The 16200-nt window shown below is 62.3% G+C and carries 16 protein-coding genes; 5 read left to right on the top strand and 11 right to left on the bottom strand.

Features of this window, described 5'->3' with window-relative positions:
- Window positions 1-3: 3 nt before the first annotated feature.
- From BLX42_RS14770 to ribBA, 3 genes are all read right to left on the bottom strand, one after another.
- The gene (locus BLX42_RS14770) at window positions 4-921 is read right to left on the bottom strand and encodes an ABC transporter permease (RefSeq protein ID WP_115275265.1); all 918 of its coding nucleotides are present in this window, start codon (window positions 919-921) and stop codon (window positions 4-6) included.
- Window positions 918-1943, bottom strand: a complete 1026-nt coding sequence (locus BLX42_RS14765) for a polyamine ABC transporter substrate-binding protein (RefSeq protein ID WP_046787197.1) — start codon at window positions 1941-1943, stop codon at window positions 918-920. The genes BLX42_RS14770 and BLX42_RS14765 overlap by 4 nt, the downstream gene beginning before the upstream one ends.
- A 289-nt stretch (window positions 1944-2232) precedes the next feature.
- Complete coding sequence (ribBA, locus tag BLX42_RS14760; protein WP_125923280.1) at window positions 2233-3348, bottom strand: bifunctional 3,4-dihydroxy-2-butanone-4-phosphate synthase/GTP cyclohydrolase II; 1116 nt, start codon at window positions 3346-3348, stop codon at window positions 2233-2235.
- 78 nt (window positions 3349-3426) lie between these two features.
- Here ribBA and BLX42_RS14755 point away from each other — a divergent pair, with 78 nt between their 5' ends.
- Both BLX42_RS14755 and BLX42_RS14750 read left to right on the top strand, forming a co-directional pair.
- The gene (locus BLX42_RS14755; RefSeq protein ID WP_125923281.1) at window positions 3427-3720 is read left to right on the top strand and encodes a DUF1330 domain-containing protein; all 294 of its coding nucleotides are present in this window, start codon (window positions 3427-3429) and stop codon (window positions 3718-3720) included.
- A 100-nt stretch (window positions 3721-3820) separates the two neighbouring features.
- Entirely contained in the window at window positions 3821-4567 is a 747-nt protein-coding gene (locus tag BLX42_RS14750) for an SDR family oxidoreductase (RefSeq protein ID WP_161872056.1), read from the top strand.
- Between the two features lie 10 nt (window positions 4568-4577).
- On the opposite strand, the gene BLX42_RS14745 is transcribed toward BLX42_RS14750, so the two are convergent.
- The 3 genes from BLX42_RS14745 to BLX42_RS14735 all read right to left on the bottom strand — a co-directional run bounded on the left by BLX42_RS14745 (window position 4578) and on the right by BLX42_RS14735 (window position 8527).
- Window positions 4578-6653: a PAS domain-containing sensor histidine kinase gene (locus tag BLX42_RS14745; RefSeq protein WP_161872055.1), complete on the bottom strand. Its 2076-nt coding sequence runs from the start codon at window positions 6651-6653 to the stop codon at window positions 4578-4580.
- 101 nt (window positions 6654-6754) lie between these two features.
- On the bottom strand, window positions 6755-8164 hold the full coding sequence (gene mapR / locus BLX42_RS14740; RefSeq protein ID WP_161872054.1) for a GntR family transcriptional regulator MpaR: 1410 nt from the start codon (window positions 8162-8164) through the stop codon (window positions 6755-6757).
- 123 nt (window positions 8165-8287) lie between these two features.
- Window positions 8288-8527 (bottom strand): DUF3203 family protein, encoded by a 240-nt coding sequence (locus BLX42_RS14735; protein WP_046787191.1) that lies wholly within the window; start codon window positions 8525-8527, stop codon window positions 8288-8290.
- 192 nt (window positions 8528-8719) lie between these two features.
- Here BLX42_RS14735 and BLX42_RS14730 point away from each other — a divergent pair, with 192 nt between their 5' ends.
- Window positions 8720-9235 (top strand): MgtC/SapB family protein, encoded by a 516-nt coding sequence (locus tag BLX42_RS14730; protein ID WP_161872053.1) that lies wholly within the window; start codon window positions 8720-8722, stop codon window positions 9233-9235.
- 532 nt (window positions 9236-9767) lie between these two features.
- Here the strand turns inward: BLX42_RS14730 and BLX42_RS14725 are convergent.
- The 3 genes from BLX42_RS14725 to BLX42_RS14715 all read right to left on the bottom strand — a co-directional run bounded on the left by BLX42_RS14725 (window position 9768) and on the right by BLX42_RS14715 (window position 12074).
- A complete protein-coding gene (locus BLX42_RS14725; protein ID WP_161872052.1) occupies window positions 9768-10667 on the bottom strand; it encodes a hydroxymethylglutaryl-CoA lyase in 900 nt (299 codons plus the stop codon).
- Between the two features lie 20 nt (window positions 10668-10687).
- The gene (locus BLX42_RS14720) at window positions 10688-11086 is read right to left on the bottom strand and encodes a MerR family DNA-binding transcriptional regulator (RefSeq protein WP_046787188.1); all 399 of its coding nucleotides are present in this window, start codon (window positions 11084-11086) and stop codon (window positions 10688-10690) included.
- 109 nt (window positions 11087-11195) lie between these two features.
- On the bottom strand, window positions 11196-12074 hold the full coding sequence (locus BLX42_RS14715) for a helix-turn-helix domain-containing protein (RefSeq protein WP_125923285.1): 879 nt from the start codon (window positions 12072-12074) through the stop codon (window positions 11196-11198).
- Between the two features lie 130 nt (window positions 12075-12204).
- On the opposite strand from BLX42_RS14715, the gene pobA reads away from it, so the two are divergent.
- On the top strand, window positions 12205-13392 hold the full coding sequence (gene pobA / locus BLX42_RS14710; RefSeq protein ID WP_046787186.1) for a 4-hydroxybenzoate 3-monooxygenase: 1188 nt from the start codon (window positions 12205-12207) through the stop codon (window positions 13390-13392).
- A gap of 135 nt (window positions 13393-13527) precedes the next feature.
- Here the strand turns inward: pobA and BLX42_RS14705 are convergent, their stop codons facing one another.
- Window positions 13528-13710 (bottom strand): hypothetical protein, encoded by a 183-nt coding sequence (locus BLX42_RS14705; protein ID WP_039604431.1) that lies wholly within the window; start codon window positions 13708-13710, stop codon window positions 13528-13530.
- Window positions 13711-13865: 155 nt separating this feature from the next.
- Between BLX42_RS14705 and BLX42_RS14700 the strand changes: the two genes are divergently transcribed.
- The gene (locus BLX42_RS14700; protein ID WP_161872051.1) at window positions 13866-14609 is read left to right on the top strand and encodes a peptidase C39 family protein; all 744 of its coding nucleotides are present in this window, start codon (window positions 13866-13868) and stop codon (window positions 14607-14609) included.
- A 60-nt stretch (window positions 14610-14669) separates the two neighbouring features.
- Here the strand turns inward: BLX42_RS14700 and BLX42_RS14695 are convergent, their stop codons facing one another.
- Window positions 14670-15953 carry an FAD-binding oxidoreductase gene (locus tag BLX42_RS14695; RefSeq protein ID WP_012313845.1) on the bottom strand — a complete coding sequence of 428 codons (1284 nt, stop codon included), beginning with the start codon at window positions 15951-15953 and terminating at the stop codon, window positions 14670-14672.
- Between the last annotated feature and the right edge of the window lie 247 nt (window positions 15954-16200).

The raw sequence follows: 16200 nt of genomic DNA, 5'->3' as shown, positions 1-16200 counted from the left end.
GGTTTACCTCGCGTTGCCGACCGGTGATTCCGGTTGCAGCTTCAGGTACAGGTAGAAGAGCACCAGGGTGATGACCACCAGCAGTGCGGCGGCGGCGCTGGCCAGGCCCCAGTTAAGGAACGATTGCACCTGCTGGATGATGAATTCGGGCAGCATCATGTTTTGCGCGCCACCAAGCAGTGCCGGGGTGACGTAGTAGCCCAGCGACATGACGAACACCATCAGCGCACCGGAGAACAGCCCCGAGCGGCACAGTGGCAGGAACACCTTCCAGAAGTTGGTCCAGGGGCTTGCGCCGCAGATGGAGCCGGCCTGCAGGACCATCGGGTCGATGGCGTGCATGGTCGCCTGCAGCGGCAGCACGATGAACGGGATCATGATGTAGCTCATGCCGATCACCACGCCGGTCAGGTTGTGCACCATTTCCAGCGGGGCATCGATGATGCCCAGCGCCATCAACGCCTTGTTGATCACCCCCGAGCCCTGCAGCAGCACCAGCCACGAATAGGTACGCGCCAGCAGGCTGGTCCACATCGACAACAGCACGATGTTCAGCAACCAGCGGCCCCAGCCGTTGGGCACCAGGGTGATTGCCCAGGCCAGCGGGAAGCCCAGCAACACGCTGATCAGGGTGACGACGCCGGCCACCGAAAAGGTGTTGAACAGTACCCGCGCATACGCCGAGTTGGCGAACAGCTGCTCGTAGTTGCCCAGCCCCGGCACCGGCTCCAGCACGCCGCGCAGCAACAGGCCGATCAGCGGGGCGAAGAAGAACAGGCCAAGGAACAGCAGGGCGGGCAACAGGTTGCGGCTGCCTTTCCAGCGCTGGCCGAGGCTCATGCGGCGCGGGGCCGTCCCCGGAGCGCCGGTGCCCGTGGGGGCACCTTGCGCGTTTTGCAGGGCATTGATGGCGACTTTCATTTCACCAACCACTCATTCCAGCGCGCGGCGATGGCCTGGCCGTTCTTGGCCCAGTAGGCGAAGTCCAGGGTGACCTGGTCCTGGGCGTAGGCGGTCGGCAGGTTCTGCGCGAGGTCTTTGTCGAGTTTGGCCACGCTGTCCAGGTTCACCGGCGCGTAGGCGGTCTTGTTGGCGAACTCGGCCTGGCCTTCGGCGCTGCTGGCCTGGGCCAGGAACTTCATGGCCGCGTCCTTGTTCTTGGCGCCCTTGGGGATGACCAGGAAATCGGCCATGACCAGGTTCTGCTTCCAGCTCACGCCCACCGGCGCTCCATCTTGCTGCAGGGCGTAGACGCGGCCGTTCCAGAACTGGCCGAGCGAGGCTTCACCGGAGGCCAGCAGCTGCTGCGACTGGGCACCACCGCCCCACCAGACGATGTCTTTCTTGATGGTGTCGAGTTTCTTGAAGGCGCGGTCCAGGTCCAGCGGGTAGAGCTTGTCGGCTGGCACGCCGTCGGCCAGCAGGGCCAGTTCCAGTACGCCGGGGCTCGGCCACTTGTACAGGGCGCGTTTGCCGGGGTAGGTCTTGGTGTCGAACAGCGCGGTCCAGTCCACCGGCTTGTTGGCGCCGAGCTTGCCTTCGTTGTAGCCGAGCACGAACGAGAAGAAGAACGAACCGACGCCATGGTCGGAGACGAAGCGTGGGTCGATCTTGTCGCGCGCGATGGTGTTGAAATCGAGGGGTTCGAGCAGGCCTTCGCTGGCGGCCCGCAGGGCAAAGTCGGCTTCCACGTCGACCACGTCCCACTGCACGTTGCCGCTCTCGACCATGGCCTTGAGCTTGCCGTAGTCGGTCGGGCCGTCCTGCACCACTTTGATGTTGGTCGATTTGCTGAAAGGTACGGCCCATGCTTCTTTCTGGGCGTCCTGGGTGGTACCGCCCCAGCTGACGAAGTTGAGGCTGTCGGCGGCCTGGGTGGCCTGACATGCCAGGGTCAGCAGGCTGGCGGACAGCACTGCGGTTACACGTTTGCTCAACAGCATGGTTACGCCCTCGTTGCTTTTTGTTATTCGAGGCGGGCTGGTAGTGCGCCCGCCAACAGTATTCGGGGAGCAGCTAAAACAATGTGTCGGTGGCCGTTTGGTGAGTGTAGGTGGCGGCCTGTGATTTCAAGGTCTACGGGATATCATATTATGGTATTCCAAGATTTTGGCAAGAGCGGGAGGCTACCGGCCATCACTCTTTCTCGCCTCGAAGCTGCAAGCCTCAAGCTGCGAGCTTCAAGTCAAAGCAGATCGCGTTGCGCCGCAGATCCGCTTCAACTTGCAGCTTTCAGCCCTGGGGCTCGAAAGGTATGCTCTGCACCACTTCCAGCTCATACCCCGCCAAGCCCGCATACTTGAGCGGTGGGCCCAGGTGGCACAGCTTGCCAACGCCCAGGTCCTGAAGAATCTGCGCGCCGGTGCCGACTTCCGAGTACACCTTCGATTGCCCACGCTGGTAGGGGCGCAACGGCTGGGTCAGTTGCGGTATGCGCTCAAGCAGCGCCTGCGACGATTCATGGTTGGCCAGGATCACCACCACCCCGGCACCTTCCTCAGCGACCTTCTGCAGCGCAGCCCACAAGGTCCAGTTGGCCGGCCCGGCATATTCGGCACCGACCAGGTCGCGCAGCGGGTCGATTACGTGCACGCGCACCAGGGTCGGCTGTTCGCGGTGGATATCGCCCATCACCATGGCCATGTGCACACCGCCTTCGATACGGTCTTCATAGGTCACCAGGCGGAAGGTGCCGTGCACGGTCGGCAGTTCGCGTTCACCGATGCGCTTGATGGTCTGCTCGGTGCTCAGGCGGTAATGGATCAGGTCGGCGATGGTGCCGATCTTGATGCCGTGCCGGGCGGCGAACACTTCCAGGTCCGGTCGACGGGCCATGGTGCCGTCGTCGTTGAGCACCTCCACGATCACCGACGCCGGGGCAAAACCGGCCAGGCGTGCCAGGTCGCAACCCGCTTCGGTATGGCCGGCGCGGTTCAGCACACCGCCTTCGCGGGCGCGTAGCGGGAAGATGTGGCCGGGCTGCACCAGATCCTCCGGGCGGGCATCGGCGGCCATGGCTGCAGCCACGGTGCGTGCCCGGTCGGCCGCAGAAATACCCGTGGTAACCCCCGTAGCGGCCTCGATCGATACGGTGAAGGCGGTGCTGAACGCACTGCCGTTGGCCGGTACCATCTGCTCAAGCCCCAAGCGCTGACAATGCTCGTCGGTCAGTGTCAGGCAGATCAGGCCCCGCGCTTCGCGGGCCATGAAGTTGATGGCCTGAGCGTCGCAGCGCTCGGCGGCGATCAGCAGGTCGCCTTCGTTCTCCCGATCCTCGTCGTCAACCAGCAGTACCATCTTGCCTTGGCGGTAGTCCTCGAGGAGTTCTTCGATCGTGTTGAAAGCCATGCTGCACGCTCACTGTGAATGGGTGATTATTATGGTATACCATCATACACAAATAGTTTTGCAACAGGAGAGTAGCGGATGAAAGCGTATTGGATTGCCCACGTGGACGTGACCGACCCCGAGCAGTATCAGCAGTACACCCAACGTGCGCCCGCCGCCTTTGCCGCATTCGGCGGGCGGTTCCTCGCCCGGGGCGGGCGCAGCGAGGCGCTGGAAGGGCGGCCAACCCCCCAGCGCAGTGTGGTGATCGAGTTCCAGACCTACGAGCAGGCGCTGGCCTGCTATCGATCCGAGTTGTATCAGCAAGCGTGCAGCCATCGCCAAGGGGTGGCCAAGGCAGAGGTGATCATCGTGGAAGGGTTCGAGCCCTGAGCTCGGGCTGATATCGCCTGACCTGTTGTGCTGGGTCATTCCCAGCGGCTGGCTTTTCCCCTATTGTCGGACCTATCTTTCCAAGCGATTTGGCAGGGCCATGGAGAAAGTCATTGTCATCACCGGCGCCAGCCGTGGCATCGGCGCCGCCACCGCCATGCAGGCCGCCCGCGAGGGTTACCGCATCTGCATCAACTACCACGCCGATGACCTGGCCGCGCAAGGCATTCTTGCCCAGGTGCGCGCACTCGGCGCCCAGGCCATCTGTGTGCGTGCAGACGCCAGTGTCGAGGACGAGGTGATCCAGCTGTTTCATCGCGTCGATGAAGAGCTCGGCCCCGTCACCGCACTGGTGAACAACGCCGGCACCATCGGCCAGCAAAGCCGTGTCGAAGGCATGTCGGAGTTCCGCCTGCTCAAGGTGATGAAAACCAATGTGGTCGGGCCGATGCTTTGCGCCAAGCACGCATTGCTGCGCATGGCCCGCCGCCACGGCGGCCAAGGCGGGGCCATCGTCAATGTGTCATCGGTCGCTGCGCGCCTGGGCTCACCCAACGAATACGTCGACTACGCCGCCTCCAAAGGTGCCCTCGATACCTTCACCATCGGCTTGGCCAAGGAGGTGGCAGGTGAGGGGGTGCGGGTCAATGGCGTGCGCCCAGGCTACATTCATACCGCCTTCCACGCCCTGTCCGGCGACCCCGACCGTGTCGCCAAGCTCGAGCCTGGCTTGCCCATGGGGCGCGGCGGCCGCCCGGAAGAAGTGGCCGAGGCGATTCTCTGGCTGCTGTCGGACAAGGCGTCTTATTCCACTGGCAGTTTTCTCGACCTGGGCGGCGGGCGCTGAGCGCCACCGCTCACGGCTGCCTGGCCGCCAGCAGTTGATGGACGCACTCGGCCAGCGCATCCAGCTCGAACGGTTTTCCCAGTACATGGCTGCCTTGCAGCAGCTGATCGTCTCCCAGCGCCGCACTGTTGTCATAGCCGGTGATGAACAGCAGTTCAAGGCCGGGATACTGTTGCCGGTAGCGCTCGGCCACCTGGCGACCGTTGGGGCCGTCGGGCAGGCCGATGTCGCTTAGCAGCAGGTCCGGCCGCTCGCTGCCTTGCAAGTGTGCCAGAGCGGCAGCGCCAGTCTCGAAGGCTTCGACCTGATAACCCTGTTCTTCCAGCACCTCGCGGATCACCAAGCGCAGGGCTAGCTGGTCTTCCACCAGCACGATGCGCTGCCCGCCCGCACGGTGCCTATCCAGTGAGCCGGTCCTGGAGGGCAGGGCCTGCTGCACGGGCTGTGCGTGATGGCGCGGCAGGTACAGTTCAACGCGTGTGCCCTTGCCGGGTTGAGAAAGCAAGCGTAACTGCCCGCCAGACTGGCGCACGAAACCGTAGGTCATCGACAACCCAAGGCCGGTGCCCCGGCCGTTGGGTTTGGTGGAGAAGAACGGGTCGAAGGCGCGTGCAACCACTTCCTCGCTCATACCGCAGCCGTTGTCGACAACGCTGAGGCGCACGTAGTCGCCGCAAGGCAACCCCAAAGGGCGTGCCTGATCGCTGTCGAGCGCCACATTGTCGCCATGAATGCTGATGACACCACCGTCAGGCAGCGCGTCGCGGGCATTGATGCACAGGTTGAGCAATGCGCTTTCCAATTGTGGCGGGTCGATAAAGGTTGGCCAGAGTTCAGGCGCGAACCGGCTGTGCAGGGAAATGGAAGGGCCTATCGTTCTGCGCACCAGCTCCTGCATGTCGCCCAGCAGCGCCGCCACCTCGGTGGAACGGGGTTGCAGGGTTTGCTGGCGCGAAAATGCCAGCAGTCGGTGCACCAGCGACGAGGCGCGTTTGGCCGTACTGTTGGACAGTTCGAGTAAGTTTTCCAGCCCGGTATAGCGCTGTTGTCGCAGGCGCAGCTGGATCAGTTCCTGGGTATTGAGGATGCTGCCCAGCAAGTTGTTGAAGTCATGTGCGATGCCGCCGCTAAGCTGCCCGACGGCCTCCATTTTTTGCGCCTGACGCAGTGCCTGCTCTGCGTTGGCAAGGCGTTGCTGCTGCTGTACCCGCTCGCTGATGTCGTAGGCGAACAGGTAAGCACCCACCGGGGTACCTGCAGCATCGCGCAGGGCATTGAAGCGCAGTTCATAATGGCGCTGGTCCGGCGGCTGGCCGAATGCACCGGTTGCGGTGAACTGCTCGCCCTGCAGTGCCCGTCGCCACAAGGGCAGGATCGCATCCCGGTCCGCGGCATTGTCACCCATCAGGGGGGGCATGCAGGCGCCGACTACCGGTGTCTGACCATACAGGAACCGGAAGTCCTCCCTGGCCTTGCGATTGACGGCCAGCCAGTGCATGCCGCTATCGAGCACATGCACGTTGGCTGCGCTCTGGTCGATAAGCTCTGCGAACAGGCTGCGCTGTGCCAGGGCTTCGCTGACCCTTTGCTCCAGGTGCGCATTGAGCTGCTCGAGGGCCTGCTCGGTCTTGCGTCGCTCGGTGACATCCTTGAACAGAACCGCAACCTGCCGGCGCTGCGCCGGCTCGACGCGAAAGCTGCTCACTGACAAAACGCGGCCGCTGGCTCGCAATTCCTGCTCGAATTGCAGGGGGGTGCCGGTATGCAGCACTGGACCGTAGCGGGCAACCCAGGCGTCGGCTTCATCAGGCAATATGTCGCGCATTTTCTGGCCGGTCACGTCAGCGATGCCGGCATGCCTGGCATAGGCCGGGTTGACGAGCACGTGCACGAAATCACTCAGCGGGCCATGCGGGCCGTCAATGAATTCGATGATGCAGAAGCCTTCATCCATGCTCTCGAACAGAAAGCGGTAGACATCGAGGCCCAGATGCGGGTGTTGCTGCAGTTCGGCTTCAAGCTGCGCGTTACGGCGGCGCAGGGTTGCGATTTCCTCGCGCAGGGCGAGCATCTCGTTCAGAGGCATTGGCGACGTCCGGCAGCGGTGCGTGGCCAGACTTTAACGCGACGGCTCTGGTACGCCTAGCCGCCATCTCGCCAGATTGCGCACGAGTGGGCAGTTTGCCGTCAGAATGAGCGGATGATGCGGCCCAGGGTTTCCATTGCCCGTTCGGCGGTGTCGCCCCAAGGGGTGCCGTAGTTCAGGCGGATGCAGTTGCCAAAGCGGCGGGTGGGCGAAAATATAGGCCCCGGAGCGATGCTGATGCCTTGGGCCAAGGCCATGTGGAACAGCTTCAGTGCATCTATCCGTTCGGGCAGTTCCAGCCACAGAAAGTAGCCGCCAGAAGGCTGGCTGACTCGCGTCTGCGGCGGAAAATACCGCGAGATGGCGGCGAGCATGTTGGCTTGCTGGCCTTCCAGGGCATAGCGCAGTTTGCGCAAGTGGCGGTCATACCCGCCGTGTTCCAGATAGTCGGCAATGGCGGCCTGGGCCGGCATCGAGGCGCACAGCGAGGTCATCAGCTTGAGCCGTTCGATCTTCTGGGCAAAGCGCCCGGCGGCTACCCAGCCAATGCGGTAACCGGGCGCCAGGCTCTTGGCGAACGAGCCGCAGTGCATCACCAGGCCCTCAGTGTCGAAGGCCTTGGCGGGCTTGGGCGCCTGCTGCGAGTAATACAGCTCGGCGTAGACGTCGTCCTCGATCAGCGGCACCTGATGGCGTTGCAGCAACGCCACCAATGCCTGTTTCTTCGCCTCGGGCATGCTCGCGCCCACCGGGTTCTGGAAGTTGGTCATGCACCACACGGCTTTGACCGGGTGCTTCTCCAAGGTCTGGGCGAGCGCGGCCAGGTCCATGCCCTCGCGCGGCTGCACGGGTATCTCCACCGCCTTGAGCTTGAGCCGTTCCAGCACCTGGAGGCAGGCGTAGAAGGCCGGTGCTTCGACCGCCACCAGGTCACCCGGCTCGGTGACCGCCTGCAGGCACAGGTTCAGTGCTTCCAGCGCGCCGTTGGTGATCAGCAATTCCTCCATGGGCAGCATCAGCCCGCCGACCATGTAGCGCAGGGCGATCTGCCGGCGCAGTTGCGGGTTGCCCGGTGACAGGTCGGTGACCACCATGCGCGGGTCCATGGCCCGGCTGGCGCTGGCCAGCGAGCGCGACAGGCGCTGCAGCGGGAACAGTTCCGGGCTGGGGAATGCCGACCCGAACGGCACGGTATTCGGGTCCTTGATCGACTCGAGTATCGAGAACACCAAGGCGCTGACATCCACGTCAGTCGATTCGCTCAACGGCTCCAGTGGCTGTGGCTCGCTGAACTGACGCGGTGCATGGGCAGTGACGAAATAGCCTGAACGCGGCCGTGCGCGGATCAGCCCGCGGCGTTCGAGCAGGTAGTAAGCCTGGAACACGGTCGACGGGCTGACCCCGTGCGTCTGACTGGCGTAGCGCACCGAAGGCACGCGCTGGCCGGGGCCGAGCACGCCGGAGCGGATCAGTTCGGCAATGTCATCGGCAAATCGTTCGTAGCGTTTCATGAGGGCTCGGCAAGCAGGGTGAACAGGCAATTCACCCACACTATGGCCCCGAAGCGGTTTTCAGTACAGGCTCAGGCCATGCACCAAAAACCGGATCAGTTGCCGGGCAGTGCTTCTGCCGCGCTAGATTACCGAGCCAGGAACGCTCGCCTTCAAATGCTTTCGGCTGTCCACGGCACCGGCGACGGTCAGCGCGTCGGCTTCGGCTTCGGTGATCGGGACACGCTGGCCTGCGAGCAGTGCCACAGACATGTGCAACTGCTCATCTGTAACGATCTCGATGTCCGGGCCATCGCCTTCGATGCGCAGGTCTTCGCCTATGAGGGTGCAGCGGCGGGTGCTTTCTTCGATTTCGACGGGCATGGGGTGGTCCTCCGGGTTGCGGTTACAGGTGTGACCGCGAGCGGTAGCAGGTTGCTGCATCAAGCTGCTGCACGGCACTTTATCGGGCGTGCACGGGTCAACCCACAAAGGCGCCCCTGCCGGCCTTTTCGCCTGCATTGCTCGTGAATGGAAGGTAGGGGCAGCACACAGCTTGCGTCTGAGAAACGACCCATGGACCTCATCTGGCAAACCATTCAAGCAGAATTCGCCGACATCACCGAAGTGCGCGACGTCACCCGTATCATCCTGCGCCTGCTGATGGCAGCCATTCTGGGGGCCGTTCTGGGCTTCGAGCGCGAGCACAAAGGCAAGTCCGCTGGTGTGCGTACACATATGCTGGTATCGGTGGGCGCCGCATTATTCGTGCTGGCGCCAAGCATGGCAGGTGCCGACGAGCAGGCCATGAGCCGGGTAATCCAGGGCATCGTCGCCGGTATCGGTTTCCTCGGTGCCGGCACCATCCTCAAAGGTAATGGTCGCGATACCAGCCACGTCAAAGGCCTGACCACGGCCGCCGGCCTGTGGATGACGGCGGCAATCGGTACCGCTGCAGGCATGGGGCGTGAGGCGACGGCGCTGATCAGCACAGTGCTTGCGCTGTTGGTGCTGGCCACGATGCCGATAGTGGTGGAGAAGGTCGAGGGGCAGGACGAGGAGAAACAGCAGGAGGAGGGCAGGAAGCACTGAGGGGAGCCGAAGCTCCCCTCAAAGCGTTGTTGCCTGCTCTTTTCTTATTATTGAGGCCGGCCCTTTTGTTGTTTTTGTAGGCCTGCCTTGGTGTTGCGGGTGACCCCCAACCGGGGTCAAGAGCAAACGTATTTTTTTGAGCGCTGACCTGCTTTCATCCTGGGGATCCGATGCTGACTGCCGCTACCTTGAGGTAGTTTTATTGTTCTGTGCCAGACCGCGGGGCGAACCCCTGAAAAGCGTGTCTACTCCAAAAAAATCTGCTTGCTGCGCCTCTGCCGTGTTGTTCTTGTTATGTCAGAGCCGTTACATGTTGTTTTTATTGGGTATCGCATTTTTTGTTGTTGTTGTACCAAAGATATAGCAGGTGCCGTGCCAACTTTTTAAAACCCTTTAAAATCAATGGTTTGGCCTGATTCGCATGATTTGGGTGCCGTGAAATTCTGTCGAATTGTTTCCCTGTTACCCGATTTTTTGCTGACGGCTGTGGGGGCGGTAACACTCACCCACACATACGTGACAACCGTGTGAATCACTGTGCGCTGCGTGCCCGCGCCACACGAGAGCCGTTGGCCCGGCCCAGCACCTTGCTGATACGCTGCCCGGCGGCGATCAAGCGGTCCAGGTCGATGCCGGTTTCAATCCCAAGCCCTTGCAGCAGGTACACCACATCCTCGCTGGCGATATTGCCCGTTGCGCCCTTGGCATAGGGGCAACCCCCAAGGCCGGCCACCGAGCTGTCGAACACACTGATGCCTTCGAGCAGGCTGGCATACACGTTGGCCAGCGCCTGGCCGTAGGTATCGTGGAAGTGGCCGGCCAGTTGCTCACGCGGCACGTGCGCCGAGACAACCTCGAACAGCCTGCGGGTATCGCCTGCGGTGCCAGTACCGATGGTGTCGCCCAGAGAGACTTCGTAGCAGCCCATGTCATGCAGGGCCTTGGCCACAGGGGCGACCTGTTCGGCACTGACCCTGCCTTCATACGGGCAGCCGAGCACGCAGGAAACGTAACCGCGCACCTGCACACCGTGGCTGCGCGCCGCCTGCATGATCGGCTCGAAACGCTGGAGGCTCTCACTGATCGAACAATTGATGTTGCGCTGGGAGAACGCTTCGGAGGCGGCGGCGAACACTGCCACTTCCTTCACCCCGGCCGCCAGGGCGTCTTCGAACCCTCGCAGGTTGGGCGCCAGGGCCGCATAGGTAACACCCGCGCGTTGCTCGATAGCGGCAAACACGTCGGCAGAGCCGGCCATCTGCGGCACCCATTTGGGCGAAACGAAACTGCCGACTTCAATGTAGGCCAGCCCGGCGTCGGTAAGGTCGTCGACCAGGCGCACCTTGTCCGCGACACTGATGGGCTGGGCTTCGTTCTGCAGGCCGTCGCGAGGGCCGACTTCGACCAGGCGGACTTTTTCGGGCAAAGGCATGGTGGGGTTCCTGTGGCGGGTCAGCGGTTGTCGTTATTGTTCAATGTTGCAGCCAGGGCCTGTTCGCAACGTTCCTGGGCGGTATCCAGCTCCAGTTGCATCTGGTGAATATCGAGCATCTGTTGCTCAAGCTGGGCGCGGCGCTCGGCGATCTTTGCCAGCATGCTGTTGAGTTGCTTGAGGTTACCGCTGCTGGGGTCGTAGAGCTCGATCAGTTCACGGCATTCGGCCAGCGAGAAACCGATGCGCTTGCCACGCAGTATCAGCTTCAGGCTGACCTTGTCGCGTGCCGAATAGATGCGTTCCAGGCCACGGCGCTCGGGGCTGAGCAGGCCCTGTTCCTCATAGAAACGGATGGCGCGGGTGGTGATGTCCAGCTCGCGGGACAGGTCGGAAATGCTGTAGGTCTGGCTGCTCATGCGTGGGCTCGGCGTGGAGTATGGCGGTATCCTGAATGCAGGTTGACGTATACGTCAAGCAGGGTGTTGCGGGTGTGTCGCTCTTCGCCGTCCGTACAGGCATTGCCAATCAATCAGGCTGCACCGAGCGACGATAACCATTGGGTGTCTGCCCACTCAAGCGCTTGAAGAACCGTGCAAAGTAGGTCGGATCACTGAACCCCAGGCTGTCCGACAACTGCCCGATGCTCATGCGTGTATAGATCAGGTTTCGCTGTGCCTCTAGCAGCAGCCGCTGGTGCACCAGTTGCAGTGCGCTCTGCCCGCTCAATGCCCGGCACAGCTGGTTGAGCTGCAGGCTCGGGATCTTCAACCGCGCGGCAAAGTCCTCCACCGACAGGTGCTCACGGTAGTGCGCTTCGACCAGGCGCAGGTATTGCCCCAGCAACTGACGGTCACGTTCGTCGCGGTTGCGCGGCGCCTGGCCCAGTTGCTGGCGACGGCTGATCCACACCATCAGTGCGGTCACCAGGGCTTCGAGCAGGGGCGCGCGTGCCGGAGCATGGCCCTGGTACTCCTGCTGCAGCGTGTCGATCAGGCTGCGCAGATGCACACGGTCCTTGCCCAACGGGTAACAGGCAGGCTTGGCCAGCACCCCCAGCGGTGCACCCAGGCGTTGCTCGAGGTTGGCTACCAGCGCGGTGCCGAAGGTCAGCACATGCCCCTGGATATCGGCACTGAAGCGAAAACCGTGCACGGTCAGCGGTGGCACCACCTGGATTGCCGCTTCGCCAATGGCACTGCGCACGCCCTCGATCTCTACCTGAGCCTGGCCACGTTGCACATACAGCAACTGAAACAGTTCGGCGTGCTGGTGCGGTTTGATTTCCCAGTGGTGCAGGCGGCTGCGGGCCGGGATCGACTCGCAATGCAGCAGGTCCGTACCGGGCCATGCCTGGTTTTCGCCATACAGCTGAAACAGCGGGACGCCGGGGAGTGACGATTTCATGAGCGGCTGGCCTGTCCGTTAATCGAACGCTTTTTATAAAAGTGCAGTTTTTGCATCGGATAGCACAGCTATTGCGCCTGTGCTGCCCGTAAAAATGCAGCTAGAAATCTAATAACACGAGAGAACAACAATGAAAACTCAGGTTGCAATCATCGGTGCAGGTCCGTCTGGGCTTCTGCTTGGTCAACTGTTGTACAAGGCCGGGATCGACACGGTCATTCTTGAACGTCAGACGCCTGACTATGTACTTGGCCGCATACGTGCCGGTGTGCTCGAACAGGGTACCGTCGACCTGCTGCGTGAGGCAGGTGTTGCCGAGCGCATGGACCGCGAAGGGTTGGTGCACGAAGGTGTCGAGCTGCTTGTAAGTGGGCGCCGCCAACGTCTGGACCTCAAGGGCCTGACCGGAGGCAAGACGGTCATGGTCTATGGCCAGACCGAAGTGACTCGAGACCTGATGCAGGCGCGCGAAGCCAGCGGTGCGCCGATCATCTATTCGGCCAGCAATGTCCGGCCCCACGAGCTCAAGGGCGAACGGCCGTACGTAACCTACGAGAAGGACGGCCAGACCCACCGCCTGGACTGCGACTACATCGCCGGCTGCGACGGCTTCCATGGTGTTTCACGCCAGAGCATCCCCGAAGGTGTACTCAAACACTACGAATGTGTTTACCCGTTCGGCTGGCTAGGAATGCTGTCCGATACGCCGCCAGTGAACCACGAACTGATCTACGCCCATCACGAGCGTGGCTTTTCGCTGTGCAGTCAGCGTTCGCAGACACGCAGCCGCTACTACCTGCAAGTACCGCTGGATGAACGCGTGGAGGACTGGTCCGACGAGCGTTTCTGGACCGAACTCAAGGCCCGTTTGCCTGAAGACGTGGCAGCGCGCCTGGTCACCGGCCCGGCGCTGGAAAAGAGCATTGCTCCCTTGCGCAGCCTGGTGGTCGAACCCATGCAATATGGGCACCTGTTCCTGGTCGGTGACGCCGCACACATCGTCCCGCCCACCGGGGCCAAAGGCCTCAACCTGGCGGCTTCGGACGTGAATTATCTGTACCGCATCCTGGTCAAGGTCTACCGCGAAGGGCGCACCGACCTGCTGCAGCAGTACTCGCCCTTGGCGCTGCGCCGCGTGTGGAAAGGCGAGCGCTTCAGCTGGTTCATGACCCAGTTGCTGCATGACTTTGGTGAGCACAAGGATGCCTGGGAGCAGAAGATGCAGGAGGCGGACCGTGAGTATTTCCTGTCCTCACCTGCGGGGCTGGTGAACATTGCCGAGAACTATGTGGGGTTGCCGTTCGAGGAGGTGGTTTAGGGGCAGTGCATTTAGTAGAGCGCTTGCGATCAAAAAAGTGGCCTGCAGGTTAATACTGGTCAGTTAGCGTTAGCAGGGCTGCTATGCAGCCCAATCGCCGGCAAGCCGGCGATTGGGCCTCGGAAATTGCGAAGATCAATGCGCCTGCGCGTGACGGCGCACCCGATTGACCGGCTGCTGCTTGGCCGGAACCTGCGGTGGCAGGTGGTGATGGTGCTGTGCATGACGCCGCACGATGCGTAGTACACCCCAGAGCATGGCGGCAGCGACGCTAAGCCACATACCTACCAGCATGAGGATTGCCATGGTCAGGCTCATGTCTACCTCCTTCTCTTGGGCCAGCTTTCGGCTCACCCTCCAGATATTGCTTAGTCTAGCTCCCACCGCGTGACGTTCCATCTATCGAAGGTCTATTGCTTGGTTCGTTTGGTTCCAAGCCCGCACCGGGCTATACCCACGTCGCCTGGCGCCCTATGATCGTGGGTCAAGGCCGGGCGTTGCCAGCCTGGCGCCAGAACAAGCGAGTGTCCATGGTGCAAATTTCCTTCAAGTCCCGGGTTTTCGAGCCACGCCGCCTGATGGTGGCCTGCCTGCTGGCCGCGAGCCTCTCAGGCTGTGCCAGCGCGCCACCGGCCGCCGTCAAGGGCGTTGCGCAGCGGGTCGAGATCAGCAGCGTGCCGTTCTACCGAGGCAACGCCAACCACAGTGGGGCCATGGCGCTGGCGGCGTTGCTCTCGCAGCAGGGCGCGCCGATCACCCCAGGGCTGCTGGACAAGCCACTGAACCTGCCGCAGGGCGCCGAGTCGCTGGGCACCGGCATCCCGCGCGTGGCGCGCGATTACGGCAGGGTCGTATACCCGCTGGACAAACAGCTGGACGCCCTGTTGACCCAAGTCGCTGCAGGCAACCCGGTGCTGGTGCGTTTTCAGGAAGGTTCGGCGTGGTGGAGCGAGCCGCGCTATGCGGTGCTGATCGGTTTTGACCGTTACAAGCAGCGGGTGCTGCTGCGTTCAGGGATGCACCGGCGGCAGATGATGCCCTTCGATGATTTCAACTCGGCGTGGGCGCAAGAGGGGAGCTGGGCGATACTGGTACAGCCGCCACGGCAACTGCCGGCCCAGGTGGACCGGCAGCGCTGGCTGCAGGCTGCCGACGAGTTGGCCCGTGCGGGCCAGGAATTGGCGGCTAAGCAGGCCGTGGACAGCCTGGAAAGGTAAGCCACCCGCACTGGCCTGATCCGCGGCAAGCAGGCGATCAGGCCAGTGCTGGCAACATCATCAGAAGCCCAGACGGTCGCGCAAGCTGTAGTACCACGCACCCAGGGCGCTGAACGGTACGCGCAGCATCTGGCCACCCGGGAACGGGTAGTGCGGCAGGCCGGCGAACGCGTCGAAGCGCTCGGCCTGGCCGCGCAATGCCTCGGCCAGCACCTTGCCCGCCAGGTGGGTGTAGGTGACGCCGTGGCCCGAGCAACCCTGCGAGTAATAGATGTTGTCGCCGATACGGCCAACCTGTGGCAGACGCGACAGGGTCAGCAGGAAGTTGCCGGTCCAGGCGTAGTCGATCTTGACGTTCTTGAGCTGCGGGAAGGCCTTGAGCATCTTCGGGCGGATGATCGCTTCGATGTTGGCCGGGTCGCGTGCACCGTAAACCACACCACCGCCGAAGATCAGGCGCTTGTCGCTGGTCAGGCGGTAGTAGTCGAGCAGGTAGTTGCAGTCCTCGACGCAGTAGTCTTGCGGCAGCAGGGTGCGGGCCAGCTCCTCGCCCAATGGCTCGGTGGTGATCACCTGGGTACCGCATGGCATCGATTTGGCCGCCAGTTCCGGCACCAGGTTGCCCAGGTAGGCGTTGCCGGCGACGATGATGAACTTGGCGCGCACCTTGCCCTGCGGGGTGTGCACAACCGGGTTGGCGCCACGCTCGATGCGGATGGCCGGGGTCTGCTCATAAATGATGCCGCCCAGCGACTCGACCGCGGCAGCTTCGCCCAGGGCCAGGTTCAGCGGGTGGATGTGGCCGCCGCTCATGTCCAGCATGCCGCCGATATAGCTGTCGCAGGCGACCACTTCACGGATGCGCTTCTGGTCCATCAGCTCCAGCTGATTGTGGCCGAAACGTTCCCACAGGCGCTTTTGCGATTCCAGGTGGCCCATCTGCTTGGAGGTCAGCGCAGCGAATACGCCGCCATCCTTCAGGTCGCACTGGATGTTGTACTTGGCTACACGCTCACGGATGATGCGGCCGCCTTCGAAGGCCATGTGGCCCAGCAGCTGCGCCTGCTTGGGGCCGACTGTGCGTTCGATGACGTCGATGTCACGGCTGTAGCTGTTGACGATCTGGCCGCCGTTGCGGCCCGATGCGCCGAAGCCGACCTTGGCCGCTTCGACGATGCTCACCTTGAAGCCGTTTTCCAGCAGGAACAGGGCGCTGGACAGGCCGGTGTAGCCTGCACCGATGATGCACACATCGGTTTCCACCTCACCCTGCAGCGCCGGACGCGGCGGCACCGGGTTGGCCGAGGCGGCGTAGTAGGACTGGGGGTAGGGGGTATTGGCCATGCTCGAGAAACCTCGTGTTTTATATTTTTAACGAATGTACCGATGCTATCAATAATAATAAACACCCGCTAGTCGTCCGTTGAAAATCCTTTACTGCTCCTTGGGCGGCGCTTCTCTATAAAGAGGTTAAGATTCAGTAGGTTAGCTCGAAAAAAAGTGTTGACAGCGGTTTTGGATTGCGTAGAATGCGCACCACACGACAGGCACATAGCTCAGTTGGTTAGAGCACCACCTTGACATGGTGGGG

Source organism: Pseudomonas sp. SG-MS2, assembly GCF_009933855.1.
Lineage (GTDB): Bacteria > Pseudomonadota > Gammaproteobacteria > Pseudomonadales > Pseudomonadaceae > Aquipseudomonas > Aquipseudomonas putida_E.
The sequence above is the reverse complement of the archived record's forward strand: the minus strand, read 5'-3'. Positions and strand labels throughout refer to the sequence as shown.

What these genes read in the sequence shown, in the direction of transcription:
- BLX42_RS14770 (WP_115275265.1), bottom strand. Translation starts at nt 921, where the DNA reads ATGAAAGTCGCCATCAATGCCCTGCAAAACGCGCAAGGTGCCCCCACG.
- BLX42_RS14765 (WP_046787197.1), bottom strand. Translation starts at nt 1,943, where the DNA reads ATGCTGTTGAGCAAACGTGTAACCGCAGTGCTGTCCGCCAGCCTGCTG.
- ribBA (WP_125923280.1), bottom strand. Translation starts at nt 3,348, where the DNA reads ATGGCTTTCAACACGATCGAAGAACTCCTCGAGGACTACCGCCAAGGC.
- BLX42_RS14755 (WP_125923281.1), top strand. Translation starts at nt 3,427, where the DNA reads ATGAAAGCGTATTGGATTGCCCACGTGGACGTGACCGACCCCGAGCAG.
- BLX42_RS14750 (WP_161872056.1), top strand. Translation starts at nt 3,821, where the DNA reads ATGGAGAAAGTCATTGTCATCACCGGCGCCAGCCGTGGCATCGGCGCC.
- BLX42_RS14745 (WP_161872055.1), bottom strand. Translation starts at nt 6,653, where the DNA reads ATGCCTCTGAACGAGATGCTCGCCCTGCGCGAGGAAATCGCAACCCTG.
- mapR (WP_161872054.1), bottom strand. Translation starts at nt 8,164, where the DNA reads ATGAAACGCTACGAACGATTTGCCGATGACATTGCCGAACTGATCCGC.
- BLX42_RS14735 (WP_046787191.1), bottom strand. Translation starts at nt 8,527, where the DNA reads ATGCCCGTCGAAATCGAAGAAAGCACCCGCCGCTGCACCCTCATAGGC.
- BLX42_RS14730 (WP_161872053.1), top strand. Translation starts at nt 8,720, where the DNA reads ATGGACCTCATCTGGCAAACCATTCAAGCAGAATTCGCCGACATCACC.
- BLX42_RS14725 (WP_161872052.1), bottom strand. Translation starts at nt 10,667, where the DNA reads ATGCCTTTGCCCGAAAAAGTCCGCCTGGTCGAAGTCGGCCCTCGCGAC.
- BLX42_RS14720 (WP_046787188.1), bottom strand. Translation starts at nt 11,086, where the DNA reads ATGAGCAGCCAGACCTACAGCATTTCCGACCTGTCCCGCGAGCTGGAC.
- BLX42_RS14715 (WP_125923285.1), bottom strand. Translation starts at nt 12,074, where the DNA reads ATGAAATCGTCACTCCCCGGCGTCCCGCTGTTTCAGCTGTATGGCGAA.
- pobA (WP_046787186.1), top strand. Translation starts at nt 12,205, where the DNA reads ATGAAAACTCAGGTTGCAATCATCGGTGCAGGTCCGTCTGGGCTTCTG.
- BLX42_RS14705 (WP_039604431.1), bottom strand. Translation starts at nt 13,710, where the DNA reads ATGAGCCTGACCATGGCAATCCTCATGCTGGTAGGTATGTGGCTTAGC.
- BLX42_RS14700 (WP_161872051.1), top strand. Translation starts at nt 13,866, where the DNA reads ATGATCGTGGGTCAAGGCCGGGCGTTGCCAGCCTGGCGCCAGAACAAG.
- BLX42_RS14695 (WP_012313845.1), bottom strand. Translation starts at nt 15,953, where the DNA reads ATGGCCAATACCCCCTACCCCCAGTCCTACTACGCCGCCTCGGCCAAC.